Raw genomic sequence first — 24275 nt, forward strand, 5'->3', positions numbered from 1 at the left:
TGATCAGGCGTCTTTTCGCGCTGACCCTAGGTCGGGCAGGGGCGGCAGACAAATGCTTCCGCCCCTTTGGTACAATTTAGAAAGGATGCGCCCTTAACGGTGCGCCTGCGATTTTGCGGCGCGGATCTCGCGTTCCAGCGCATCGAGAAACCGCGAACGATCGGCTTTGGAAAAGGCCTTGCCGCCGCCCTGCATGCCCAGCGGATTGGCCGCGCGCAGGTCGGCCATCAGGTCGCGCATGGCCAGCTGCTGGCCGATGTTGGCCTGGGTGAAAGCCTCGCCATTGTGGCGCAGCACGCGGGCGCCGGCCTCGATGCATTTTGAGGCCAGCGGGATGTCGCCGGTTACGACCACATCGCCCGGCCCGCAACGTTCGGCGATCCACATGTCGGCCACATCCGCGCCTTCCGAGACGATAACCGTTTCGACCAGCGGATTGGGCGAGGGGCGCAGACCGCCGTTTGACACAACGAACATGCGCCACCCATGACGGGTGGCGACACGTTCGGCCTCGGCTTTCACCGGGCAGGCATCGGCGTCAATATAAAGCGCGCTCACTCGGCGGCCTTATCTGCCTTCTCCCCGGCCTTTTCTTCGGCTTTCTTCTCCGCCTTGGGGGCGGCTTTCTTGGCCTTGGAGGAGCGCGCGTGGACCTTGTATTCTTCGGGGATCGGCATGCGGTTGAACGCATCCAGACCCGCGATTTTATAGGCCTCTGCGAGGGTCGGGTAGTTGAAGGTGTTCTGGACGAAGTAATCCACGGTGCCCTGCAGGTTCAGAACGGCTTGGGCAATGTGGATCAGCTCGGTTGCGCCTTCGCCGACAATCTGCACGCCCAGAACCCGGCGGGTCTTGAGGCTGAACAGCATTTTCAACATGCCATGTTCCAGACCCATGATGTGCCCGCGCGAAGTTTCGCGGAACCGGGCAACGCCGACCTCGTAAGGCACGCCGCGCTCTTTCAGCTCTTCCTCGGACATGCCGCAGGTGGACATTTCCGGAACCGAGTAGATGCCGTAAGGGTACCAGGGGCTTTCCGGCACGGTCGGCACTTCCATTGCGTGGCAGGCTGCAACGCGCCCCTGCTGCAAGGAGGTTGACGCCAGCGACGGGTGGCCGATCACATCGCCAGTGGCATAGATATGCGGCACGGCGGTCTGATAGGTTTTACGTTCCACCTCAAGACGGCCACGGTGGTCGGTTTCCAAACCCACAGCCTTGAGGTTCAGCTTCTCGGTGTTGCCCATGCGACCAGCCGCAAACAGCAGCATCTCGCCACGGATGTGACGGCCGTTTTCTAGGGTTACCTCAATGTGGGAGCCTTCGTCATCGATCGTCGAAATCGCCGACCCCAAACGCAGATCGACACCGTTTTCGCGGATCTGATGGGTGAACTCATCGATCAGCGTGCGGTCGATGAAATCAAGGAAGCTGTCGCGCGGTTCGATCAGGGTGACGCGCACATCCAATGCGGCAAACATTGTGGCGTATTCAACGCCAATGACGCCTGCGCCCACAACAACCAGCGAACGCGGGATTTCGTCCATTTCGAGGAACTCATCGCCATCCACAACGGTCTTGCCGTTGAAAGGGACATAGTCCGGGCGATAGGTGCGGGTGCCGGTGGCGATCAGGAACTTTTCGCCGGTCACGCGGGTGGTGTCGCCTGCCTCGATTTCCACCTCGACCTCATTGGGGCCGACAAAATGCGCCATGCCCGCCAGTGTTTCCACGTGGTTGCGGTTGAACTGGTGTTCCAGCACGTCAACTTCGTAGTCGAGGGTCATATGCAGGCGCGCCTTCAGGTCGTCTGCTTTGATCTGGTCTTTCACCCGGTAAGAGCGGCCATAGAAGGACCGCTCGCGCCAGCCAGTGAGGTTCAGCACGGTTTCGCGCAGGGTCTTGGACGGGATGGTGCCGGTGTGCACCGACACACCGCCCAGACGATCCTTGCGGTCGATCACCAGTACCCGGCGCTTGAGCTTTGCGGCCTGGATTGCCGCAGTGCGTCCCGACGGGCCGGAGCCGATGATGATCAGGTCATAGTCAAAATCAGTCATGTGTCTTTACTCCCCATAAAGGGCCTCCGCATGGAAGGACACGTGGTCCTCCATGAAGGTGGAGACAAAGAAATAGCTGTGGTCATAGCCCTTCTGCAGACGCAGGGTGGCATGTTGACGTTTGGTGGCGACGGCGTTCGCCAGTGCCTCGGGTTTCAGGAGGTCAATGAACTGGTCATTGGTGCCGGTGTCGACAAGAACAGGACCGTCAAAGCCAACTTCTGCCATCAGAAGGCTGGCGTCATGTTTGGCCCATGCGGCCTCATCATCACCCAGATAGGCAGACAGCTGCTTGCGGCCCCAGTCGCTGGCGGTCGGGTTGGAGATCGGCGCAAAGGCCGAGACCGATTTGAACCGGCCCGGCAGGTTCATCGCCAGCGTCAGCGCGCCATGACCGCCCATGGAATGGCCGGTGATCGCCTGGCGGTCCATATCGAGGTTGAATTTCTCGCCCAGCAGGGTGGGCAGTTCTTCGGCGATATAGTCCCACATCTGGAAATGCGGCGCCCAAGGTTCCTCAGTCGCGTTCACATAGAAACCAGCGCCCTGACCCAGATCGTAGGCGTCGTCATTGGCCACCCCTTCGCCGCGCGGGCTGGTGTCGGGGAACACAATCGCAATGCCCTGCTCGGCGCACCAGGCCTGCGCGCCTGCTTTGGTCATGGCGTTTTCATGGGTGCAGGTCAGACCCGAGAGATACCACAGCAAAGGCACAGGGCCGTCCTTTGCTTCTTCCGGCAGGAACAGACCGAAGGTCATCTCGCAGTTGGTGGATGTGCTGGTGTGACGATAGACGCCCTGTGTGCCGCCAAAGGCCCGGTTCTCCGAGACGGTTTCCATGGGGTGACCTCCTTCTAATGTCTTTGCCCCTTCGCTACCTGCGTGGGCGACGCAAATCCAGTGTCGTCACGTCAGCATTTGTGCTTTTCGCGTCATAAGGTTGCAAAACATTGAAGGCTGCGTTTCCGATTGGCACGTCAGGGCAGGGTATTCACCCATGCGACGACCAACGGGAAAGAGACAATCGACACCACGGTAGAGATCAGGATCGCCGCAGATGCGCGCTGCGGAGCCACGCCATAATGCTGCGCCAACATGAAAACATTGCCCGCAACAGGCAATGCGGCGGCGGCGATGGCAATCCCTGCCACATAGGTCGGCACCGGCATCAGCCACAGAACGCCCACCGCAACCAGTGCCGGATGGAGCGCCAGTTTGGTAAAGGACAGCCAAGCCGCGACCTGCACCCGCTCTGCCGATTTGGAAGCAAGCGACGCGCCAATGGCAAAGAGCGCTCCGGGCGTGGCCGCGCCGCCCAGAATAGCCAGAAAATCATTCATTGGTCGGGGGATCGGCAGTTCAGAGGCCGACCACGCAAGACCTGCGACAATCGACAGAATCATCGGATTGCTGACCAGCCCCATGCCCACCAGCCGCAGGGTGGTCAGGCTGGCACCTGCGCCGCGATGGGTGTTGATCACCATGACGATCAGCGAGGAGAACACCACCAGATCTACGGTCAACACGGTCATCATCGGCGCCACAGCAGCCTCACCGAACAGCAGCACCATCATCGGCAGACCTAAGAACCCCACATTGCCAATGGCGGCGCATTGGGCCTCGACCGCGGCGGTCGACATGTCCTGACGGCGGATGAAGGCGATGAAATTGGCCACCAGATAGGTCGCCATGGTGCCCGCCAGATATCCGATGATCAGATTGGGCTGAAAAATATCGTCAATCGACAGGTTGGCCGCAAAGCGGAAAATCATCGCCGAGAGCGGGAAGAAGAACACAAACCGGGTCAGATAGGCCGTGGCTTCTTCGGTGAAAAACCGACTGCGCCCGGCCCAAAAACCCAGGCCAATAATGGCAAAGAACGGAAGCGTGCGCAGAAAAATCTCGATCATGGGGCCAGTGGTAAAGACTTTTGACCACTTCGCCTAGTCACCTATTACATGTCGCGTAAAACGGGTGGCCGGTTGTGATCCCTTTGAGCGAATTGCGCCGCAGGTCACTTAGTGCGTGGTGAATTCCCGGTCATGATCGCGAAACCCCTGATGGCAGCTGATGCAGGCCTGCACCATGGGTGGCAGGGTCTTGCGCAGTCGGATGACATTTCGTGTTGCGATCCCACGTGCGGCCTTGTGGGCTGTGACAGCACGGGCTTTGAAATCTTTGGGGTGTTGCCAAATCTCGGGCAGCGCATGGGACTGCAGCCCTTGGCGATTTTTCTTGAATGCCTTGGGAATGGCCTGTGTCGTGTCGATCAGGCTTTTGCGGGCGGCGCGGGCCAGTTTGGGGTCAAAGACGTGACGCCCTGCGGCCATATCGCTCAGCAGTTCCATTGCTTCTTTCTGACGGTTCATCAGGGCAATGCGCTGGGCCATTGCCGGGTGCATCTGGCGCGGCTCGCTGGCGTGGGTGCCATTGGACGCGGGGACAAAGAGAGTGGCCAACAACAGCAGCGGCAGGATTGATCGAATCGCAAAATAAGAACATAAAGAGAACAAACTGCCCTCTCTGCTCTTGCTGCTCTTCTTGTCCCGGTCGATCTGATGGTCCATCGCCGTATCCTTTCCCTCTGGTTCCCGCATCTTGGGGCCGACCGCATCCTCCGTGGAGCGCGCGGCCATATTGACGCGCCATTGGCCGTCGTGGCCGAAGTGTCCAATGCACAGGTTATTTGTGCGTTAAGCCCGGCGGCAGAAACGGAAGGTCTGTATGTCGGCCAGCCTTTGCGCGATGCCCATGCCCTGTGTTCACACCTGCTGACACGTCCGCAGGACAAGTTGGCCGAGGCCCGGTTTCTGGCGGCATTGCAGCGCTGGGCAGGTAAGTTTTCGCCTTGGGTTGCGGTGGCTGATCCGGACGGTCTGACGGTGGATCTGACGGGGTGTGCGCATCTTTTTGGTGGCGAGTCCGAGTTGATCCTGCAGGTTGAACGCGATTGCGCTGAGATGGGGTTATCCGTGCGGCTGGGGCTTGCGGATACGCTGGGGGCGGCCTGGGCTTTGGCGCGCTATGGCGGGGCCGAAGTGGGGTCGGACCGCACAGGTGACGCCATCGACCAAGAGGCCCGCGCCACGCGGTCCCGCGCGCATCCGCGCAAAAAGGGCAAAACCCGTCACTGGACCCGCGGCGGCACCGCACCTGAGGTCGCGGTTCATGGTGGCGCGGGGCGGATTATCCCGGCCGGTCAGGCCTATAGCGCGCTCAGCCCCTTGCCTGTTGCGGCGCTTCGGTTGGAGGCAGGCATCGTGGCGCAGCTGAACCGGCTGGGGCTGCGGCAGATTGGGGATCTGCTGGGGCAGCCGCGCGCCAGTCTCGCCCGGCGCTTTGGGCGTGGTCTTGTTGATCGGTTGGATCAGGCGATGGGCTCAGCACCGGAGCCGATTTCCCCCGCCCGTGCTCCGGATCATTTCGCCGTGCGCATGGGATTTCCCGACCCGATTGGGCTGATCGAGGATCTGATGGCGGGAGTGGACCGGATGTTGCCCCGGCTCTGTGCACGGCTTGAAGCACGCGGCAAGGGCGTGCGGCTTTTGCGGCTGGAGGCGCATCGCGCGGATCAGGAAACCGAGGTGCTGACACTGGGGCTGGCCCGTGCCACACGCGACCCCGCCCGCATCCGCCCGCTTCTGGAGATGAAACTGGATCAGATCGATGCCGGATTTGGCATCGACATGCTGCGCCTAGAGGGGCTGCAGGTCGAAGCGCTGCATGATCGCGCGCCCGCCGGCCATGCGGATGCGCGCCGGGCCGCCCGCACCCGCCAGGAAGACGGCACAGCGCTCGAAGATCTGATGGGGCGGCTGGGCGCACGGGTGGGGCTGGAAAACCTCACCCGCCTGCATCCAGCCGACAGCCATATTCCTGAAAAGACGTCCAAAACTCTTGCCGCAGCGTGGTCAGAACCTGCGCAGGACTGGCCCACGCCGCCGCGTCCCCGCCCGCTGCTGCTGTGGCCCCCCGAGCTGGTCATGGCACCCGATGTGCCGCGTCTGGACGGTACATTTCGGTGGCGTGGGCGGGACTGGCAGCTGGCCGGTGCCACAGGTCCAGAACGGATCGCGCCGGAATGGTGGCTGGATGACCCCAACTGGCGCAGCGGGGTGCGGGATTACTGGTGTGTCGTGACCACCTGCGGCGCGCGGCTGTGGCTGTACTTTGCGCATGGGGGCACGATGTCGAGGGGATGGTTTTGTCAGGGCAGCTTTGCATGAAACGCTTCGATGGTGGGCGAAGTGATTTCCTTGGGCAGATGTGCCTGCTGCGGCTAAGCTGAGGGCATGGTAACCCCACGTTTCGATATCATTGGTCAGGCTCTTGGTGATGCCAGCCGGACCCGTATGCTTTGCGAGTTGATGGAGGGGCGGGCCTTCACCAACAAGGAACTGGCCAGCGCCGCCAGCGTGACCCCGCAAACCGCCACGGCGCATTTGCGCATGCTGCAGGATGCAGGCCTTGTGGTGTCAGAAAAACGCGGCCGCTGTGTGTTTCACCGGCTTGCAGGCCCCGAGGTTGCACAGGCGCTTGAACAGCTGGCGGCCTTGGCGCCCCGTGACAGTCTGCACCGCGCGCAGAAACGCAAAGCGGGCGGGCTGGCGCAGTTGCGCAGCTGTTATGACCATCTTGCCGGGCCATTGGCGGTGGCCATGACGGAGAGCTTGCAAGTGCGCGGGCTGTTGCGGCGTGACGGCGGCCGCTTTGTTGCCCAAGACAGCGCGGTCTGGGCCGGGCTTGGCGTGACGCTTGCGCCAGACAAAGGCGCGCGCCCCTTTGCCCGTCCCTGCATGGACTGGACCGAACGACGCGATCACATTGCAGGCCCCATGGGGACACAGATCCTCAACCACGGGTTAGAGGCAGGTTGGCTGCGCCGCGCTGGGCAAAATCGAGAGCTGCTGCTGACCACGCCGGGGGCGCGGGCGTTCCACCAGATGCTGGGGCTGCCGGTGGCCGATCTGCCACATGTGACGCAAGAGGCTTGATTTGCAGCGCAAGAGCGACGACCCTTGGGGGCATGAGCTACCAACCCATTGAACCTTTTCCCCGTCAGACCTTTCCGACACAGGTGCATTTCGACCGGAGCGAACTGTCGGTGATCATGTCCCTTTATGGCCGCATGGTCGCTGCCGGAGAGTGGCGGGACTATGGCATGTCATCGCTGCGAGAACTGGCGGTTTTTGCCGTGTTTCGGCGCACCGCTGAACATCCGCTGTACCGGATCGAGAAACGCCCGAAACTGCGCCACAAACAGGGGCAATACGCTGTTGTCGGCACGGATGGTCAGATCCTGAAACGTGGCAAGGACCTCAAAGCGGTGCTGCGCGTCCTGGAACGCAAGCTGATCCGGTCAGTCGAATAACCGCTTATGGGCCGTCACCGGCCCGTCGCCCTGTTCCGCGATCCGTGTGATCGCTGCGTCGAGGGGTTCCAGGGCCACGGCCATGGCATGCACATTGGCATGAAGCAGCGTGTCCGGGTCCCGCACCCAGGCCACATGGCCTTTCCAGAACAAAAGATCGCCGCGCTGATAGGCGCTGCCCTCGGGCAGGCGGGTGCCAAGAGCGCGCTCTTGCGGGCCGCTGTCGCCGGGGCAGGGCAGACCACAGGCAAGGCACGCCACCTGCACCAGTCCCGAGCAATCGATACCAAAGCGGCTGTTGCCGCCCCAGAGATACGGCGTGCCGATCAGCGTCTCTGCAACAGCGACGGGGTCTGCAAGGGGATCGCCGATCGCGCGCAGATGTGCCTTGGGGACATACCCCTGATCGGTTTTGGCAAATCTATCGCCTGTGCTCTGCACCCGCAGCTGCGTGCCAAATGAAAAACTGGCGCGGTCTGGGGATTTAAAATCCTCGGCCTCGTAGGCATGTGTCGCAGGTGCACTGACCCAATGGGTTGCCCGCGCAGTGTCCCGCACAGCATCCGAGGGCAGAAAACCGCGATAGCCGTCCTTTGCAGCCGCCACCTCGACCCACCCTTCGGTGCGCGCCAACACAGTGACGTCATCTCCGAACAACAGCTGTCGGTCACGCGGCCCATTGGGGGTGCGCAGCAGGTCGACAACGGGATGTGCGATAGACAGGCTCACAGGTTCAGCATGTCTGGCAGGGCCGCAAACAGCGCGCGGGTGCCTTGGCCAACACCGCCTTTCCGGCGGGCGGGCTGGTTGGACTGGCACCAGCCGTAGATATCGAAATGCATATAGCGCGCCTCATCCGTGAAGCGGCGCAGGAACAGCGCGGCAGTGATCGAACCGGCAAACCCGCCCGACGGTGCATTGTCCAGATCCGCAATGCTGGGTTCAATCTGTGCTTCGTATGGGGCGTGGAAGGGCATGCGCCAGACCGGATCAGCCATCTCTGTCGCCGATTTGGACAGGGCCGCGGCATCGCCTTCGTCATCGGTGTAGAACGGCGCAAGGTCGGCGCCCACCGCAACACGGGCCGCACCCGTAAGCGTTGCCATTGAAATCAGCAGATCCGGCTTATCCTCTGTCGCCAGTGCAAGCGCGTCTGCCAGCACCAAGCGCCCTTCGGCGTCGGTGTTGTTGACCTCAACCGTCAGCCCCTTGCGCGAGGTCAGGACATCGCCGGGGCGGAACGCGGGGCCAGAGACAGCATTTTCAGCCGCCGGGATCAGAACGCGCAGGCGCAGCGGCAGTTTCGCGGTCATGATCATCGACGCCAGCCCCAAAACATTGGCCGCGCCGCCCATGTCTTTCTTCATCAACCCCATGCTGCCGCCGGGCTTGAGGTTCAGGCCCCCGGTGTCAAAACAGACGCCCTTGCCGACCAGCGTCAGGGTCGGGCCAGAGCTGCCCCACAGCATCTCGACCAGACGTGGGGCACGGTTTCCGTCACCGGCGGCGCGTCCCACAGTATGGATCAGCGGGAAGTTCTGGGTCAGCAGGTCTTCACCGGTGATCGTCTTGACCGTCGCCCCATGGGTTTCCCCCAAGGTTTCAACGGCCTGCTGCAGCGCGCCAGGCCCCATGTCTTCGGCAGGGGTGTTGATCAGGTCGCGGGTCAGCCACTCTGCGGCGGCGAGAGCTTCGACAGTCGCGACCTCGATCCCGTTTGGGGCCACCAGCTGCGCACCAGAGGGCGTGCAGGATTTGTAGCGATCAAAGCGATATTGGCTCATCAACCAGCCGAAAGCTTCGGTTTCGAGGTCAAACCCTTCGGGCAGCGTGTCGGTCAGGGCGTAAGTGCCCGCAGGCAACTTTTCAGCCGCAGCCGCTAGGGCAAACCGCTGGCGTTTGCGTTGTGCGGCGGTGCCAAATCCAACCAGCGCCCGTTCAATATGACCTTCGGTGTTGGCGATGGTCAGGCATTGCCCCCAGCCGCCCGTGAACCCCTGCACTTGCGCCCAGTTGCGCACAGCCTCAGGTTGGCCGACGAGAAATTCTTCGCAGTGATCGGCAGAGACCACATGAACCGCAATGGCCTGATCTGAGGGCAGGGCGAAGGAAGGCGTCGGCATGGAGGATACTCCGATCAAAGGGCGTAAGGGTTCTTTTGCCCACAGAGTATCCGCCATAGCTGCAGCCGCAAGCCCCAGCGGGCCTCAAAGCTGTGTGAAAATCATGTTCACTGCTAGCTAAGCATATGTTTTCAAAACAGCTGTGCCCAGGTCGCTAAAAGCGCCCGGGCACAGATCCAGTCTGGACGAAGTGGATTAGACCGACAGGTCTTGCTGTTCCCAGACGGCGGTCAGAGACCGCTCCCCCACGCGGATCAGACGGAACAGCGTTGCCGCTGTGGCCGGATGGTCGCTTGCGTCGATCGCGACGGTCACGTCGCGTGCAATGCTGGCCATATCGGTCAGACCGATCTGCTCTGAGATCGCGATCAACGACCGCGCGCTTTTGCGGAGTTTCTCCACATCGTTTTGTCGCCAAAGACGTTCACAATGCGTCAGACGCACGGCAAGCTCTTCAATGGCGCGACAGACAACGTCCTCTGCGCTGACTTCGCCCAGCTGTCGGTAGAGTTCCGAAAGCTTTTGCGAGTCCAGATGGACGTTTTCCCTATGATTGACTGTAAGAATATTAGCCACCACGATTCACCCCGTATTCGGTATGCCCCCACGGCACGGAACCAATCTGACGTTGAACGGTTGTCAAAAGGTTGCTGACGGATCTTGATATCTGTCGAATTTGGTAACAATTGCGGCAAAGAGGGGCGCACCGCGCGTTTGCAAGGAAAGACGAAAACATGAATCATGCCAAACCTTTGCCCGGATATCTGGTCACGCGCTATCAAGGGTGGAAAGCCACCGGTTATGCAGAAAACCAACATTGGTATCGCCGCCTTGCCGAAGAAGGACAGCGCCCGCGTGCGATGGTGATTTCCTGCTGTGACAGCCGGGTGCATGTGACCTCGATCTTTGGCGCTGATCAGGGCGAATTTTTTATTCATCGAAATATCGCCAACCTGGTTCCCCCCTATGCGCCTGATGGGGATCATCACGGGACCTCTGCCGCAATCGAATACGCGGTGACAGCTTTGAAAGTGTCGCATCTTATTGTGCTGGGGCATTCCCAATGTGGTGGTGTGCAGGGCTGTATTGACATGGCCAAGGGCAATGCCCCGCATCTGGAAGCAAAGACCAGCTTTGTTGGTCGATGGATGGAGATCCTGAAGCCAAAGTTTGAGCAGGTGGCTGACATCCAAGATCCCGTCGAACAAGCCCGCCGTTTCGAACGCCAAGCTGTTGTTGCTTCATTAGAAAATCTGATGACCTTCCCGTTTATTGACAGCGCGGTACAGGCCCGAGAGCTGAGTTTGCATGGGCTGTGGACCGATATTGGCGAAGGCGATCTGGAGTATTATGACGCGGTGCAGGACAGGTTCCTCGCGGTCTGATGTCCGGTGGTCCAGGGCAGCTATTTGCCTTGCGCCCGAAGCATCTGTGCAGCCCGTGCGTAGCCACCCGAAGCGCCGTCCACAAAGTGCATATGATCTGCGCGCATGGCCGACGGTACGATGCAGGTCACCATCGCTTCGTCCTGTGCAAACAGCCCATAGCGCACCAGCCCCGCAGCCCTTGCATCGGCAAGCAACCCTTCGATCTGATCGTGCGTTTCTTGCGGGCAGTCCAAGGTCAGTTTCAGCCCGTCGTCATACTTGCGGAAATCCGCGTTGGCGGCGATTTCGGCGCGGTAGCTGACGGGGTCAAAATTACCCAGTTTTCGACCGCGCCAAAACAGCACTGCAACCAGTGCAGTGCCCAGTGTCAGGGTGACTTTTCGTAAAATCGCCGCGGTTTTGCCGCGGCCCAAACGGGCCTCCAGCATCAGGCCTTTGGGTGGGAATCGGAAACCCGGCCCCTCTTTTGGCAAGGGGTGGCCGCCGCGATCCAGGCCATTGGCCAGTTGCAGAATCGCCTGAGTGACCTCGGCAACCGCCGCAAAGGGGGCTGTGGGCTCTGGTTTCACGAGCACCGATAGGATCATGTCATTGCGGGCTTTGACCGAATCCCAGCGACACGACAGCCCCGTCAGATCCGGCGGTGTGCCATCGCTTTGCGTGCTCAGCGTGCGGTCGTTTCCCTTCATCTGGCTTTCCAGCCAATTGAGCCCCCCGCCATCAAACATCGCATAGTCGACATCGCGCGACGCGCCAAAGCGTGCCACGCGAACGTCCTGCCCGCTGGCGCGCACATCTGCGACAGGGGCCAAAGTGGCGCGCAGATCAATCGCAAATTCTTGGGCCACCCAGGCCTGCAGACGGGCCAATTCGCGTGCGGCCAGATCCGCGCAATCCGGCGGCAAGGCGAAACCGGCCCCATCGCCGCCGAAAACAAAGGGAAAAGCCCGATCCGGCAACGTATTGCGCAGCGCCGCAATCGCGGCGGCCCCAATCATGTTGACGGTTTTGAACTGCCCCCGATCGATCAGCGCAGTGGAGTCTACAATGTCGCAACATCCAAGCAGCCAGTCGTCTGGCAATGGGGTGAACGCGTCCTGTTGCAAACCTGAGAACTCTGCAAAAAGCGGCAGGTCATCGTAGAAGGTATCTGGGTTGGATTGGGTGTCTTTCATGGTCTCACAGGGCTTGGGGGCTGCCATGGTCTATGTGGTGCAGAGCGAAAGCAGGGCAAGTTCAAAGGGAATCACGCTTTCGTTGGATCCAATTTCGCAGGAAATTTCGGAGCCGATAGCGATCAAATTTTGCGGAAATCGACGAAAACACCGGAAAACCTCCACCAGCGCTGCAATCGCGGCTTTTCTAAAGGGATGAGGTTCTATATCACACGTCAGCCGGTCACGAGGCCGGATCATAGTTGGAGAAACAAAATGGGTTATCGCGTCGTTGTCGTCGGCGCCACGGGCAACGTGGGCCGTGAAATGCTGAACATCCTGGCCGAGCGCCAGTTTCCTGTGGACGAATTGGCCGCACTGGCGTCTCGTCGTTCGCTGGGGACAGAGGTGACTTTTGGCGACAAGACGCTGAAGACCCAGGATCTGGATACCTTTGACTTTGCGGGTTGGGACATGGCGCTGTTTGCTGTGGGCTCTGAGGCAACCAAACAGTACGCGCCCAAGGCGGCAGCGGCTGGCTGTGTTGTCATCGACAACTCCTCGCTCTACCGCTACGATCCGGAAGTTCCGCTGATCGTGCCGGAAGTGAACCCGCAGGACGTTCACGGGTACAACCAGAAAAACATCATCGCCAACCCCAACTGCTCGACTGCGCAGATGGTTGTGGCCCTGAAGCCGCTGCATGACCGCGCGACCATCAAACGTGTGGTTGTGTCCACCTACCAGTCGGTTTCCGGTTCGGGCAAAGAGGCGATGGAAGAGCTGTGGGAACAGACCAAAGCGGTCTACAATCCTACCAAAGATGTCCCGCCGACCGTCTACACCAAAGAGATCGCGTTTAACGTGATCCCGCACATCGACGTTTTCCTCGACGATGGGTCCACCAAAGAAGAGTGGAAGATGGTTGCCGAGACCAAGAAAATCGTCGATCCGGCGATCAAGGTCACCGCGACCTGCGTGCGTGTGCCCGTGTTCGTTGGTCACTCTGAATCCATCAACATCGAATTCGAAGACTTCCTCGATGAAGATGAAGCCCGCGACATCCTGCGCGAAGCGCCGGGCATCATGGTGATCGACAAGCGTGAAGACGGTGGCTACGTCACGCCGAAAGAATGCGTTGGCGATTTCGCAACCTTCATCAGCCGCATCCGTCAGGACTCCACTTTGGACAATGGTCTGAACCTGTGGTGTGTGTCCGACAACCTGCGCAAAGGCGCGGCCCTGAACGCCGTCCAGATCGCAGAGCTGCTGGGCCGTGAGGTTCTTAAGAAGGGTTGATACCGCTAACCCTGACGAGAATTCGAAAGGCGCTCTTCGGAGCGCCTTTTTTTGTGCCTGCGCAGTGGGTTGGGGTGAGGTGCGATTTTTCGTTTCTTTCAAAACTGTTGCGGGAAGATTGGTCGTATTTGAGATGTTTGAGGGGTTAAAATATTTCATAAATTTGAACTCGGCTGCCTTCAAAAGGCTGTATCCTCGACCGTCCAAGGACCCATTTGTGCCTTAAAATGGGAGTTGTTTGTTAATGAGTGTTTTTGGAGGGTAAAACGTGAAACAGGATGGGGACTATACACCTGAAACCGAAGTTCACGACGATCTGTCTTACAAGCAAACGCCATGGGCCAGCGCGCGACAAAGGCAGGGGCTTGATTCTGAAGCCCTGGTTCAGTTGCGGGTGAACCTGAATGAGTCGTTTGGTCTCGCCAGTAACTGGCCGAGCCTGAGGCAATTGCTGCGACAGAAGGGCTTTGATATGCGCCCGCGCGCTGGCCGACTGCGTTTGGTGGATCTGCAAAGCCAGGTGGAAATTTGCACCTTTGGCAAGCTGGGTCACCCGCGCCTAGAGCTGGAGCGCCGGTTCGGTTCCCTGCCGAACGCGCACTGACGTTAGGGATCGACGACATCGCGGTCCGGGGGACGGTTTTTCTAGACTCCGCCCCTCGGGCATTTTGTAGCTAGGGTTTTATCAGCAGAACTTGGACATCGGCCACATTGGTGCCAGTCCCGCCCGTGCGGATCAGATTTCCGGCGGCGTGAAGCGCATGATGACTGTCATTATTATCCAAAAGCGCCTGAGGATCTTCGCCGGCGGCCGTTATCCGGGACCAGCTTGCGGCATCGACCAAAGCGCCCGCAGCATCCGTCGGACCGTCCCGCCCGTCGGTTCCGCCAGAGAGAAAGACCCAATCGCCATCGTCGTTCTGGCACAGGCGCGCAATATGCAGGGCAAGTTCCTGATTGCGGCCCCCCCTGCCATTCCCGCGCAGGCGAACCGTGGTTTCACCGCCAAACAGCAGCGCGGTGGGGCGATCAGCCTTTGACGCGCGCAGAGACGCCGCGATTTTCTGGGCGGCCTCTTCGACATCGCCTGTCAGCGCATTGTCCACAATCTCTGCCTGCCATCCCTGAGCCTCCGCGCAGGTTTTCATCGCCAGCAAGCTCTGTTGGTTCGAGCCGACCAAATGGTTCTGAGCCTCCGGTAAGGCCTCGCGCTGCGGTGTCGCGGCCTCGAGGCATGTTTGAACGGCATCGGGCAGTTGGCGCAGCAGGCCGTGGGTACGCAGCAAGTCGCGGGCATCCGTTGGAGTGCCCAGAGGGGCAACCGTGGGGCCCGAGGCAATGGCCCGCAGGTCGTCGCCGATGACATCCGACAGCAGAAACGCGTGCACTGTGGCTGGGGCTGCGGCGTGCAGCAGTCCACCGCCCTTCAGCGCGGACAGCTGCTGGCGCACAAGGTTCATCTCTGTGATTTCCAGCCCCGAAGCAAGCAGCAGCGCATTGGCTGCAGATTTATCCTGAAGGCTCAGACCTTTGCGCGGGGCGACCATGAGGGCCGATCCACCGCCCGAGATCAACGCCAGAACCTGATCCCCTGCTTTGGTCTGCGCCAGCAGTTCCAAAACGGCGTGACCTGCTGCGGCGCTGGTTTCATCTGGGACCGGATGCGCGCCCGCGATGACCTGTGCACCGGGCAGGTTGCACAGGTTTTCGGGGTTTGTGACCACCAAGGCAGCGGTTGGTGTTGGCAGAATTTCCAGCGCTGCCCGCATCATCGGCACGGCAGCTTTGCCCACTGCAATCACAAACCGGTGCGCTCCGGGGGGCAAAGGGGGCAGGGGGTGCCGGTCCAGCTGGCGTTTGACGGCGGCTTCTGGATCAGCGGCTGCAATCGCGGCTTCAAACAAGGTCATTGCCGTTTCGCGCAGGCTGCTCATGATTTGCTCTCCTCCTGTTTGCACCCACTTTGTGGAGCAGAGGGCCTTGCCGCAAGGGGCTTTGCCGGGGCTTTCAAATTTCCCCCAAAAATCCTTCATGCGTTCGGGCAATTCTTTTGCGTTGGCCTGAGCTTGCACACAGGGTTTGATGGGGCGAACAACAGTGAATGGCGAAGCGATGACCAAACCGACCTATTACGCCCCGCAAGGTGGGCTGCCGCCGCAGACGCAGCTTTTGACCGACCGGGCCATGTTCACGGATGCTTATGCCGTGATCCCCAAGGGCACGATGAGCGATATTGTCACCAGCTTCCTGCCGTTTTGGGACAAGGCGCGGTTCTGGGTGATCGCCCGTCCTCTGTCTGGCTTTGCCGAAAGCTTTTCGCATTACATCGCCGAGGTGCAGCCCGGCGGTGGCAGCACCCGTCCCGAGACCGATGTCGGCATTGAACATGTGCTGTTTGTGGTTGAAGGCGGCATGACGCTGACGCTGAATGGTGAGCAACATCAGCTTGCGGAAGGTGGCTATGCCTTCCTGCCGCCCGCGGCAGAGTGGTCGGTGGCCAACAGCACGGATGCGCCGGTCAAGTTTCACTGGATCCGCAAGGCGTACCACGCGGTCGAAGGTCTGGATGCGCCCGAAGCCTTTGTTACCAATGAAGCCGATGTGCCCATGAATGCCATGCCGGATACGGATGGCAAATGGGGTACACAGCGCTTTGCCGATCCCGAAGATCTGCGCCACGACATGCACGTCAATATCGTCAATTTTGAACCCGGTGGCGTGATCCCCTTTGCCGAAACCCATGTGATGGAACACGGGCTTTATGTGCTGGAAGGCAAGGCGGTGTATCGGCTGAACCAGGATTGGGTCGAGGTCGAGGCGGGCGATTACATGTGGCTGCGCGCCTTCTGCCCGCAGGCGTGTTACGCAGGTGGTCCGGGTCGCTTCCGCTACTTGCTTTATAAGGATGTGAACCGGCACATGCCGATGACCCCATTTCGTTGATGAAAAGGGCCGCGTGATGTGGCCCTTTTGTTTTTACGCGTCCTTGGTGCCCGAAAGGCCGCCCGAGATTTCCTCGGTCGCCTCTGCCGCAAGTTCTTCAGGGAGGATCAGGTTCAACACAATTGCCAGAACGGCCGCAGGCAGCAGGCCGCTCGACAGCAGGATCTTCAGCGTCGACGGCAGATGTTGCAGCGCGCCAGGCTCCAGCTGCAGGCCCAGACCGATCGAGATGGAGATCGCAAAGATCACCCCATTGCGCCGGGTCCAGCTGACATCGGACAAGATCGAAATCCCGGCAGAGACCACCATGCCGAACATCACAATCACGCCGCCGCCGAGAACTTCGATCGGGATGGTGCGAATGACCGCGCCGACTTTGGGCACCAGCCCACAAAGGATGAGGAACAGCGCGCCAATGGTCACCACATGGCGGCTCATCACGCCGGTCATCGCAATCAGGCCGACGTTCTGGCTGAAGGATGTGTTCGGCAGGCCGCCAAAGATGCCAGAGACTGCGGTGCCAAAACCATCGGCAAAGGTCGCACCTTCGATTTCCTTGTCGGTGGCTTCGCGCCCTGCGCCGCCTTTGGCAACGCCGGATACATCGCCCACGGTCTCAACCGCGGACACAAAGGCCATCAGGCAGAAGCCAAGGATCGCGGCGAACGACAGCTCGAACCCGTATTTAAAGGGCTGCGGCAGGGCAAAGCTTGCGGCGCGCTCCCACGATAGGGACACGGCCTCGACCGTCAGCATGCCGGTGGCCAGCGCAAAGACATAGCCCGCAAACAGCCCGATCAATACGGCGGATACCGACAGCATCCCACGGGCAAAGAACTTCAGCCCCAGTGTCACAAGGATCACCACAATCGCGGCAGACCAGTTCAGGAGCGAGCCATATTCCGGCGTGCCAATGGCCGGAACGCCGCCTGCCGCATATTGGATGCCCACTTTCACCAGTGCCAGACCAATCATGGTAACCACCAGCCCGGTGACGAGCGGCGGCAGCGCAAAGCGGATGCGGCCAATAACCAGCCCCAGGGCGGCATGAAACAGCCCGCCAATCAGAACGCCGCCAAAAAGTGCGGCCAGCCCATCAACCCCTTTGCCCGCCACCAGTGGAATCATAATGGGGAGAAAGGCAAAAGACGTGCCCTGCACGATCGGCAGCTTGGCCCCAACCGGGCCAAGGGTCACCGTTTGCAAGAGGGTGGCAAGACCCGCAAACAGCATCGACATCTGGATCAGATACAGCAGTTCGGGAAAATCCGGGCTGTTCGAACCAAAACCAAACCCGGCCGCGCCTGCAACAATAATGGCAGGTGTCACATTGGACACAAACATGGCCAGCACGTGCTGGATGCCAAGGGGAACCGCCTTCTCGAACGGCGGCATATAGTCAGGGTCGCGCAATTGCGACGGTGTTCCTAAGGAAGTCTCGGTCATTTGAAATAGTCCCTGTTGGGAGAGCCGCCCCCGCCTCGTTTGATGGGCAGGGATCAGCCCCTTGGATTATGGCATCGGGCTAGCCCTCCGCCGGCGAAGTATCAGTGGCGATTTCGGTGACGACCCAAGGGGTGTCGAACCAGTGCTCTTCGAGATTAGCGCCTGCGCCAATGCGGTCGATGACAATGTATTGGCCCTGCGCCTGGTAAGGGGCGAGCACCCCATGCCATGTGCCGCGATGCAGGTTGATCGCCTGGCCGGGCTGGCTGAGGAAGGCATGGACCTGACCGGGGCGATCGCCCAGATCGTTTGCGACGATCACCAGCATTGGCACGCCGTTCAGGGGCACAAAAGCCTGGCTGCCTTCGGGGTGGCGCTCGACCAGTTCCACCGCATAGGGCAGGTCGCGCGGTTTGCTGTCAAACAGGCTCAGCCCCGCCTGCCCATCGCTGAAATCGAGGGTGGCGCGGTCGTGGTGACGACCGCACATGCCTTGGTTGATGATTTTGTCGGGGGTGCTTTCCGCGACCTCCAGCACATCGCCGAAGGGGGCGAAAGCCTCTGCCGTCAGGGGCTTGGCAATCAGATCGCGGCTCATGCGAACAGGTCCTGCAGGCGGAAGTGGGCGATGCGCTCGACCTGTTTGCAGGCCTCGGCAAATTCGGTGTCGCGGTCGTTGTTGATGCGGCGCTTAAACGCCTCGAGGATCGACGCCTTGTTGTGATCGCGCACCGCGATGATGAAGGGGAAACCGTGTTTGGCCACGTAGTCTTCGTTGAGCGAGGTAAAGGTCCAGCGTTCGCCATCGGTCAGCATATCTAGGCCGGCTGAGGCCTGTTCAGATGTGCTCTCGGATGTCAGGCGGCCCGCCTGCGCCAGCTTGCCCGCCAGATCCGGGTGTGCGGTCAACACGCCCAGCCGTTCTTCTTCGCTGGCCACACGGAACATGCGGCACAGCGCATTATGGACGCCAATGGCGCAATCATGGGCCGGGCCCAGCTCCAGATCAAAGGCGCGGTCGGCGATCCAGGGGGAATGTTCAAAAATGCCGCCGAACTGTTCAACAAACCGCGCGCGGTCCATCTGGCTGGGGCGTTCGCGGCGGCTGTGCGGGTGGGTTTCAGCCCAGTGCTGTGCGATCTCAACCCGGCGCGGGCACCAGACATCGTCAAAGGACTGGATGTGGTCAATAAACCGCTTCAGCGCCGCGATCTTGCCGGGACGGCCCACCAGACGGCAGTGCAGGCCAATGGTCATCATCTTCGGCGCGCCTGCCTCCCCTTCGGCATAAAGCGCGTCAAAAGCATCCGTGAGATACTGGCCGAAATCGTCGCCCGTGACCCAGCCGGGCGCGGTGGCGAAACGCATATCGTTGGCTTCCAGCGTATAGGGAATGATCAGCTGATCGCGGTCCTCAACCTCCAGCCAATAGGGCAGGTCGTCGTCATAGGTGTCCGAGATATAGTCAAAGCCGCCCTCTTCGGCGACCAGTCGCACGGTATTGGCAGAACAGCGCCCGGTGTACCAGCCGCGCGGGCGTTCACCGACCACTTCGGTATGAAGCCGAACGGCCTCTGCGATGGAGGCGCGCTCTTCTTCCTCGGGCATGTCTTTGTGTTCGACCCATTTCAGACCATGCGAGGCGATCTCCCAATCTGCGTCTTTCATCGCCTGAACCTGTTCGGGCGACCGGGCGAGTGCGGAGGCAACGCCATAGATGGTCAGCGGGATATCCGCGCCGGTGAAGAGGCGGTGCAGCCGCCAGAAACCTGCACGCGCGCCGTATTCATAGATCGATTCCATGTTCCAATGGCGCTGGCCGGGCCATTGGGCGGCGCCGGGGATGTCGGACAGAAACGCCTCGGAGGCCGCATCGCCATGCAGCAGGCAGTTTTCGCCGCCTTCTTCATAGTTCAGCACAAATTGAACGGCGACTTTTGCGCCGCCCGGCCATTGGGGGTCGGGGGCGTTCGGGCCATAGCCGCGCATGTCTCGGGGGTAACGGTTCGAAGGGGGTGCGGAATTCACGGGGACGTCTCCAGCAAAGCTGTTGTTTTCTACGTTATATTACAAAGGGTGCTTGGGTGTTCTCATGCATTTTTTGAAAGAGCTATTCCACGCGGATGCGTGCATATTGGGCAGAGAGGCGCCAATATGGCGACAACACAGGCTTTTTGACACGCAAAAGGAGGCCGCGATGGCCGGATTTCTCACCACTCACGTCTTGGATACTGCACGTGGCCTCCCCGCGGAGGGGATCAAAATCGCGCTTTATAAGGTGACGGGCAATTCCCACAAGAAAATCGCCGAAACCGTGACCAATGCGGACGGGCGCACGGATACGCCAATCCTGCCTGCGGAGAAGTTTAAGACCGGCACCTATGAGCTGATCTTTTTCTGCGGTGAATACCTGCGTGAAACCGGCCAGGCCGGGGCTGATCCGTTGTTTCTGGATCAGGTGCCGATCCGTTTTGGCATGAGCGAAGACGACCACTACCATGTGCCGCTGCTGCTGTCGCCTTATGGCTATTCCACCTATCGGGGCAGCTGAGGGAGCCTCCGGCGGGGATATTTTTGAAAAGATGAAAGGCCAAAGATGAAAGGCCGGGGATCCTCCCGGCCTTTGGTTATGTTGTTGGCAGTTCGGCCAGAATGTGGTCGACCATAAAGTCGAGGAACAGCCGAACTTTGGGGTCTTGATGGCGGCGGTGCATATAAAGGCAGGCCAGTTGAATGGGCAGGGGCGGTTCGTTTTCCAGAACCGGCACCAAGCGCCCTGCGTTCAGATGTTCTGAGACCTCGAAGCTGGGTTTCATCACAATGCCGTGCCCATCGAGCGCCCATTGAGTCAGGACCTCGCCGTGGTCGCTTTCAAAGGGGCCGGTGACCGCGATGCGCTGCGGGCCCTCGGGGCCATCGAGCGTCCATTGGAATTCCGGCGCGCCGGGAAAGCGCAGGTTGAGGCAATCGTGGGCGTCTGTCTTTAGTTCTGCGCTCGACTTTGGGGTGCCGCGTTTGGCGATATAGTCGGGTGAGGCACACAAGAGGCGCGGGCAGTCGGCGATTTTGCGGATTTTGAGATTCGAATCCTCGGGCACGCCAAGGAAAAAGGCCGCATCCAGACCTTCGGCCGCCAGATCGAGTTTGCGGTCTGACAGGCGCAGGCGAATATTGATCAGCGGGTAGGCCGCGCGGAACTTGGGAACAGCCGGGGCAATGAAGCGCTGGCCCAGACCCAGCGGAGCCGCCACATATAATGTGCCCTGCGGGATCTGCGTGACGTTTGAGATGTCGGCTTCGGCTTCTTCTACCGCTTCGAGGATTTTTACGGCACCCTCATAGAAGATCTTCCCCTGCTCGGTTGGGTTCAGCAGGCGGGTGGTGCGCTGGAACAGGCGGACCTTGAGATGATCTTCGAGTTGCGAGATCCGCGAGGAGGCCACAGCTGCAGAAATGCGCATATCGCGGGCAGCAGCAGACATATTGCCGAGTTCGTAGACGCGAACGAAGGTGCGGATGTTGTTCAGATAGGACATGGGTTACTTCCGGGTGGGCCGCCTCGGATAGGCGCGGATAAGATTGTCAGGCAGATTTTGAAACAGCTTGGAATTTTTCACCGATACAGGAAAATAAGGGGCTGCACTAGGCTACCCGCGGAAAAACGCCCCGGAACTATGAGGAAGAAAATATGGAAGAGCTTTTGATCATGTGGGACTGGCTGGCCTTTGCGGTGCGCTGGCTGCATGTCATCACGGCCGTCGCCTGGATTGGTTCCTCGTTCTATTTCATTGCGCTGGATCTGGGGTTGAACCGCAATATCGAAGGCCCCGCTGATGGCGAAGAATGGCAGGTGCATGGGGGGGGATTCTACCACATCCAGAAATACCTTGTCGCGCCTGGCCAGATGCCCGAGCACCTGACCTGGTTCAAATGGGAAAGCTATTCCACCTGGCTGTCGGGCGCTGCGCTGTTGATGATTGTCTATTGGGCGGGCGGGGAGCTGTATCTGATTGATGCGGCCAAAGCCGATTTGGCGCTGTGGCAGGGGATTTTGATCTCTGCAGCCTCGCTGGCGGTGGGGTGGCTGATCTATGATGCCCTTTGCAAATCCAAGCTGGGCGAGAGGCCGACCGTGCTGATGCTCCTCTTGTTTGTCATGCTTGTGGCGATGGGCTGGGCCTATAATCAGGTCTTTACGGGCCGCGCGGTGCTGCTGCATCTGGGCGCGTTCACCGCCACAATCATGACCGCCAATGTGTTCTTCATCATCATGCCGAACCAGCGCATTGTGGTGGCGGACCTGAAGGCGGGCCGCAAGCCGGATGCGAAATACGGTAAAATCGCCAAGCTGCGCTCGACCCACAACAACTACCTCACCCTGCCGGTGATCTTCCTGATGCTGTCGAACCACTACCCGCTGGCCTTTGCCACCGAGTACAACTGGGTCATTGCGGCGCTGGTGTTCCTGATGGGGGTGACGATCCGACACTATTTCAACACCCGCCACGCGCGCGCAGGCAATCCAACCTGGACCTGGTTGGTCACTGCGCTGCTGTTCTTTGCGGTTATGATCCTGAGCCAGGCGGGGCTGGAGCAGGACAGCTATGAGGAAAGCGAAGCGCGCGCGCTGACCAAAACGGAGCTGGCTTTTGCCAGCTCTGAGCATTTTGAAGAGGTGATGAATGTGGTGCCGGGCCGCTGTTCCATGTGCCATGCGCGCGAGCCATTTTACGATGGCATCCGTCGAGCACCGAAAAACGTGCTCTTGGAAACCCCGGCGGATGTGGCGAAATACGCGAGCCAGATCTATCTGCAGTCGGGCGTGACCCATGCAATGCCGCCCGCAAATGTCAGCTATATGGAGCCCGAAGAGCGTGCCTTGATCCGCAGGTGGTATGTGGATGGGGCTGCCAAATTGCCGCTCTCGCTGGCCGCGAACTAAGCGCGGGCAGGGCGGGGGCTCCCGCCTGTGTCTGAGGCATTGAAATGCCTCTTCCCCCGTTGGGCCGAGCGCCGCTTGCGCGGCGCGGTTGCGCCAGGTGCTGCGCCCCGCCCTTCCCGAATGGCCGAGCCCCGTGCTGTCCGGCCCCAAATGTTTTCAAAGGACAAAAAGATCCATGACATCTGTTGCGACATCTAAAACGCTGCTGCGTGGCCGGACCTTGAGCTTTGACCGGGAACCGCAAGGCCCCGACGATCACGCGGCATACACATATATAGAAGATGGTGCCCTTCTGATCGAGGATGGGGTGATCAAGGCCCATGGCGCCTTTGATGAGGTCGCGCTGCAGGCTGGTGAGGCCAAGGTGATCGACCACCGCCCCCACCTGCTGATGCCGGGTTTCATCGACACCCATCTTCATTTTCCGCAGGTGCAGGTGATTGCCTCCTGGGGGGAGCAGCTGTTGGATTGGCTGAACACCTATACTTTCCCGGCAGAGACGCGTTTTGTGGACCCCGATCATGCGGCGGCGATGGCAACGGCCTTCTTTGATCTGCTCACCGCGCATGGCACCACCACCGCCGTTGCCTTCTGCTCTGTGCATCCGCAGTCGGCGGAGGCGTATTTCACGGAAGCGTTGAACCGCAACATGCGCATGATCGGTGGCAAGGTGATGATGGACCGCAATGCCCCCGATGGGCTGCGGGACACAGCGCAGCAGGGCTATGATGAAACCAAGGCCCTGATCGCGGCCTTCCATGGTCGCGGGCGCCTGTCTTATGCCATCTCACCGCGCTTTGCGATTACGTCGACCCCGGCGCAACTGGAGGCAGCCGGTGCCTTGGTTGCTGAACATGGCGACTGCTACATGCAGACGCATTTGTCCGAGAACCGCGACGAAATTGCCTATACGCTCAGCCTCTACCCGAACGCCCCCGACTATCTGGGTGTCTATGAGAAATATGGCCTTCTGTCAGAGCGTGCGCTGCTGGGTCATGCGATCCACTTGGAGCCGCGCGAAATCGATCTTCTGACCGACACTGGGGCAAAGCCGGTGTTCTGCCCGACGTCCAACCTGTTTCTGGGCAGCGGTCTGTTTGATGATGCGGGTCTTCGCGGCCGCGGCATCCAGAATGGGATCGCCACCGATATTGGGGCGGGCACCAGCTATTCCATGCTGCAAACTCTGAACGAGGCCTATAAGGTCTTGCAACTGCAGGGGCAGAAGCTTGACCCGCTGCGCGCCTTCCACTGGATCACACGTGGCAACGCAGATGTGCTCGGCATGTCCCATAAGATTGGCACGCTGAATGCGGGCACGGAAGCCGATGTTGTTGTGTTGAACGCCAAGGCAACCGCAGCGATGGATCTACGTGCGCACAGCTGTGGCACATTGAGTGAGGAACTCTTTGTATTGCAGATGCTCGGTGATGATCGCGCGGTGGTGCAAACCTATGCCGCCGGGGTGGCGCAGAAGCCCGTCATATAAAGGGGTCATTGTCTGGGGGATTGGTACGGCACAACGGGCATCGCTGCGGGCGGTGCCCGT

The 24275-nt window shown here is 60.2% G+C and carries 24 protein-coding genes; 10 read left to right on the forward strand and 14 right to left on the reverse strand.

Annotated elements, in window-relative coordinates:
• Positions 1–93: 93 nt before the first annotated feature.
• The 5 genes from TRM7557_RS13375 to TRM7557_RS13395 form a co-directional block, all read right to left on the reverse strand.
• Positions 94–558, reverse strand: coding sequence for a YaiI/YqxD family protein (locus TRM7557_RS13375; protein ID WP_058290687.1), 465 nt, complete (start codon positions 556–558; stop codon positions 94–96).
• The gene (sthA, locus tag TRM7557_RS13380; protein ID WP_058290688.1) at positions 555–2060 is read right to left on the reverse strand and encodes a Si-specific NAD(P)(+) transhydrogenase; all 1506 of its coding nucleotides are present in this window, start codon (positions 2058–2060) and stop codon (positions 555–557) included. Before sthA ends, TRM7557_RS13375 begins: the two co-directional genes overlap by 4 nt.
• A gap of 6 nt (positions 2061–2066) precedes the next feature.
• A complete protein-coding gene (fghA, locus tag TRM7557_RS13385) occupies positions 2067–2900 on the reverse strand; it encodes an S-formylglutathione hydrolase (protein ID WP_058290689.1) in 834 nt (277 codons plus the stop codon).
• A gap of 137 nt (positions 2901–3037) precedes the next feature.
• Entirely contained in the window at positions 3038–3970 is a 933-nt protein-coding gene (locus TRM7557_RS13390; RefSeq protein WP_058290690.1) for an AEC family transporter, read from the reverse strand.
• Positions 3971–4078: 108 nt separating this feature from the next.
• Positions 4079–4522 (reverse strand): c-type cytochrome, encoded by a 444-nt coding sequence (locus TRM7557_RS13395; RefSeq protein ID WP_165592461.1) that lies wholly within the window; start codon positions 4520–4522, stop codon positions 4079–4081.
• Positions 4523–4618: 96 nt separating this feature from the next.
• Between TRM7557_RS13395 and TRM7557_RS13400 the strand changes: the two genes are divergently transcribed.
• From TRM7557_RS13400 to TRM7557_RS13410, 3 genes are all read left to right on the forward strand, one after another.
• Complete coding sequence (locus TRM7557_RS13400; RefSeq protein ID WP_058290692.1) at positions 4619–6286, forward strand: Y-family DNA polymerase; 1668 nt, start codon at positions 4619–4621, stop codon at positions 6284–6286.
• A 66-nt stretch (positions 6287–6352) separates the two neighbouring features.
• Entirely contained in the window at positions 6353–7054 is a 702-nt protein-coding gene (locus TRM7557_RS13405) for an ArsR/SmtB family transcription factor (protein WP_058290693.1), read from the forward strand.
• A 32-nt stretch (positions 7055–7086) separates the two neighbouring features.
• Positions 7087–7431 carry a DUF2794 domain-containing protein gene (locus TRM7557_RS13410; protein ID WP_058290694.1) on the forward strand — a complete coding sequence of 115 codons (345 nt, stop codon included), beginning with the start codon at positions 7087–7089 and terminating at the stop codon, positions 7429–7431.
• Here the strand turns inward: TRM7557_RS13410 and TRM7557_RS13415 are convergent.
• The 3 genes from TRM7557_RS13415 to TRM7557_RS13425 all read right to left on the reverse strand — a co-directional run bounded on the left by TRM7557_RS13415 (position 7420) and on the right by TRM7557_RS13425 (position 10130).
• Positions 7420–8160, reverse strand: coding sequence for a C40 family peptidase (locus tag TRM7557_RS13415; protein ID WP_058290695.1), 741 nt, complete (start codon positions 8158–8160; stop codon positions 7420–7422). The genes TRM7557_RS13410 and TRM7557_RS13415 overlap by 12 nt on opposite strands.
• Positions 8157–9554: a leucyl aminopeptidase family protein gene (locus tag TRM7557_RS13420; RefSeq protein WP_058290696.1), complete on the reverse strand. Its 1398-nt coding sequence runs from the start codon at positions 9552–9554 to the stop codon at positions 8157–8159. Before TRM7557_RS13420 ends, TRM7557_RS13415 begins: the two co-directional genes overlap by 4 nt.
• Before the next feature lie 195 nt (positions 9555–9749).
• A complete protein-coding gene (locus TRM7557_RS13425) occupies positions 9750–10130 on the reverse strand; it encodes a hypothetical protein (RefSeq protein WP_235811474.1) in 381 nt (126 codons plus the stop codon).
• A 158-nt stretch (positions 10131–10288) separates the two neighbouring features.
• On the opposite strand from TRM7557_RS13425, the gene TRM7557_RS13430 reads away from it, so the two are divergent.
• A complete protein-coding gene (locus tag TRM7557_RS13430; protein WP_058290697.1) occupies positions 10289–10939 on the forward strand; it encodes a carbonic anhydrase in 651 nt (216 codons plus the stop codon).
• A gap of 20 nt (positions 10940–10959) precedes the next feature.
• On the opposite strand, the gene TRM7557_RS13435 is transcribed toward TRM7557_RS13430, so the two are convergent.
• Positions 10960–12144: a DUF3095 domain-containing protein gene (locus TRM7557_RS13435; RefSeq protein ID WP_235811475.1), complete on the reverse strand. Its 1185-nt coding sequence runs from the start codon at positions 12142–12144 to the stop codon at positions 10960–10962.
• Between the two features lie 228 nt (positions 12145–12372).
• On the opposite strand from TRM7557_RS13435, the gene TRM7557_RS13440 reads away from it, so the two are divergent.
• Together TRM7557_RS13440 and TRM7557_RS13445 are read left to right on the forward strand one after the other, a co-directional pair.
• Positions 12373–13395 carry an aspartate-semialdehyde dehydrogenase gene (locus tag TRM7557_RS13440; RefSeq protein WP_058290698.1) on the forward strand — a complete coding sequence of 341 codons (1023 nt, stop codon included), beginning with the start codon at positions 12373–12375 and terminating at the stop codon, positions 13393–13395.
• Positions 13396–13663: 268 nt separating this feature from the next.
• Positions 13664–13999, forward strand: a complete 336-nt coding sequence (locus TRM7557_RS13445) for a hypothetical protein (protein WP_058290699.1) — start codon at positions 13664–13666, stop codon at positions 13997–13999.
• 70 nt (positions 14000–14069) lie between these two features.
• On the opposite strand, the gene TRM7557_RS13450 is transcribed toward TRM7557_RS13445, so the two are convergent.
• Entirely contained in the window at positions 14070–15329 is a 1260-nt protein-coding gene (locus TRM7557_RS13450; protein WP_058290757.1) for a glycerate kinase type-2 family protein, read from the reverse strand.
• 178 nt (positions 15330–15507) lie between these two features.
• Here TRM7557_RS13450 and TRM7557_RS13455 point away from each other — a divergent pair, with 178 nt between their 5' ends.
• Positions 15508–16338: a bifunctional allantoicase/(S)-ureidoglycine aminohydrolase gene (locus TRM7557_RS13455; protein ID WP_058290758.1), complete on the forward strand. Its 831-nt coding sequence runs from the start codon at positions 15508–15510 to the stop codon at positions 16336–16338.
• A gap of 33 nt (positions 16339–16371) precedes the next feature.
• Here TRM7557_RS13455 and TRM7557_RS13460 read toward each other — a convergent pair whose 3' ends face one another.
• The 3 genes from TRM7557_RS13460 to puuE form a co-directional block, all read right to left on the reverse strand.
• The gene (locus tag TRM7557_RS13460) at positions 16372–17784 is read right to left on the reverse strand and encodes a uracil-xanthine permease family protein (RefSeq protein ID WP_058290700.1); all 1413 of its coding nucleotides are present in this window, start codon (positions 17782–17784) and stop codon (positions 16372–16374) included.
• 79 nt (positions 17785–17863) lie between these two features.
• Positions 17864–18382, reverse strand: coding sequence for an ureidoglycolate lyase (locus TRM7557_RS13465; RefSeq protein ID WP_058290701.1), 519 nt, complete (start codon positions 18380–18382; stop codon positions 17864–17866).
• Positions 18379–19773: an allantoinase PuuE gene (puuE, locus tag TRM7557_RS13470; RefSeq protein WP_058290702.1), complete on the reverse strand. Its 1395-nt coding sequence runs from the start codon at positions 19771–19773 to the stop codon at positions 18379–18381. Before puuE ends, TRM7557_RS13465 begins: the two co-directional genes overlap by 4 nt.
• 208 nt (positions 19774–19981) lie before the next feature.
• Here puuE and uraH point away from each other — a divergent pair, with 208 nt between their 5' ends.
• The gene (uraH, locus tag TRM7557_RS13475; RefSeq protein ID WP_058290703.1) at positions 19982–20335 is read left to right on the forward strand and encodes a hydroxyisourate hydrolase; all 354 of its coding nucleotides are present in this window, start codon (positions 19982–19984) and stop codon (positions 20333–20335) included.
• Positions 20336–20411: 76 nt separating this feature from the next.
• Here uraH and TRM7557_RS13480 read toward each other — a convergent pair whose 3' ends face one another.
• Positions 20412–21320, reverse strand: a complete 909-nt coding sequence (locus TRM7557_RS13480; protein WP_058290704.1) for a LysR family transcriptional regulator — start codon at positions 21318–21320, stop codon at positions 20412–20414.
• Between the two features lie 152 nt (positions 21321–21472).
• Between TRM7557_RS13480 and TRM7557_RS13485 the strand changes: the two genes are divergently transcribed.
• Together TRM7557_RS13485 and guaD are read left to right on the forward strand one after the other, a co-directional pair.
• Entirely contained in the window at positions 21473–22726 is a 1254-nt protein-coding gene (locus tag TRM7557_RS13485; protein WP_058290705.1) for a urate hydroxylase PuuD, read from the forward strand.
• Between the two features lie 175 nt (positions 22727–22901).
• Positions 22902–24215 (forward strand): guanine deaminase, encoded by a 1314-nt coding sequence (gene guaD, locus TRM7557_RS13490; RefSeq protein ID WP_058290706.1) that lies wholly within the window; start codon positions 22902–22904, stop codon positions 24213–24215.
• Positions 24216–24275: the final 60 nt, after the last annotated feature.

It is taken from the genome of Tritonibacter multivorans (genome assembly GCF_001458415.1).
In the GTDB taxonomy this organism is placed as follows: domain Bacteria; phylum Pseudomonadota; class Alphaproteobacteria; order Rhodobacterales; family Rhodobacteraceae; genus Epibacterium; species Epibacterium multivorans.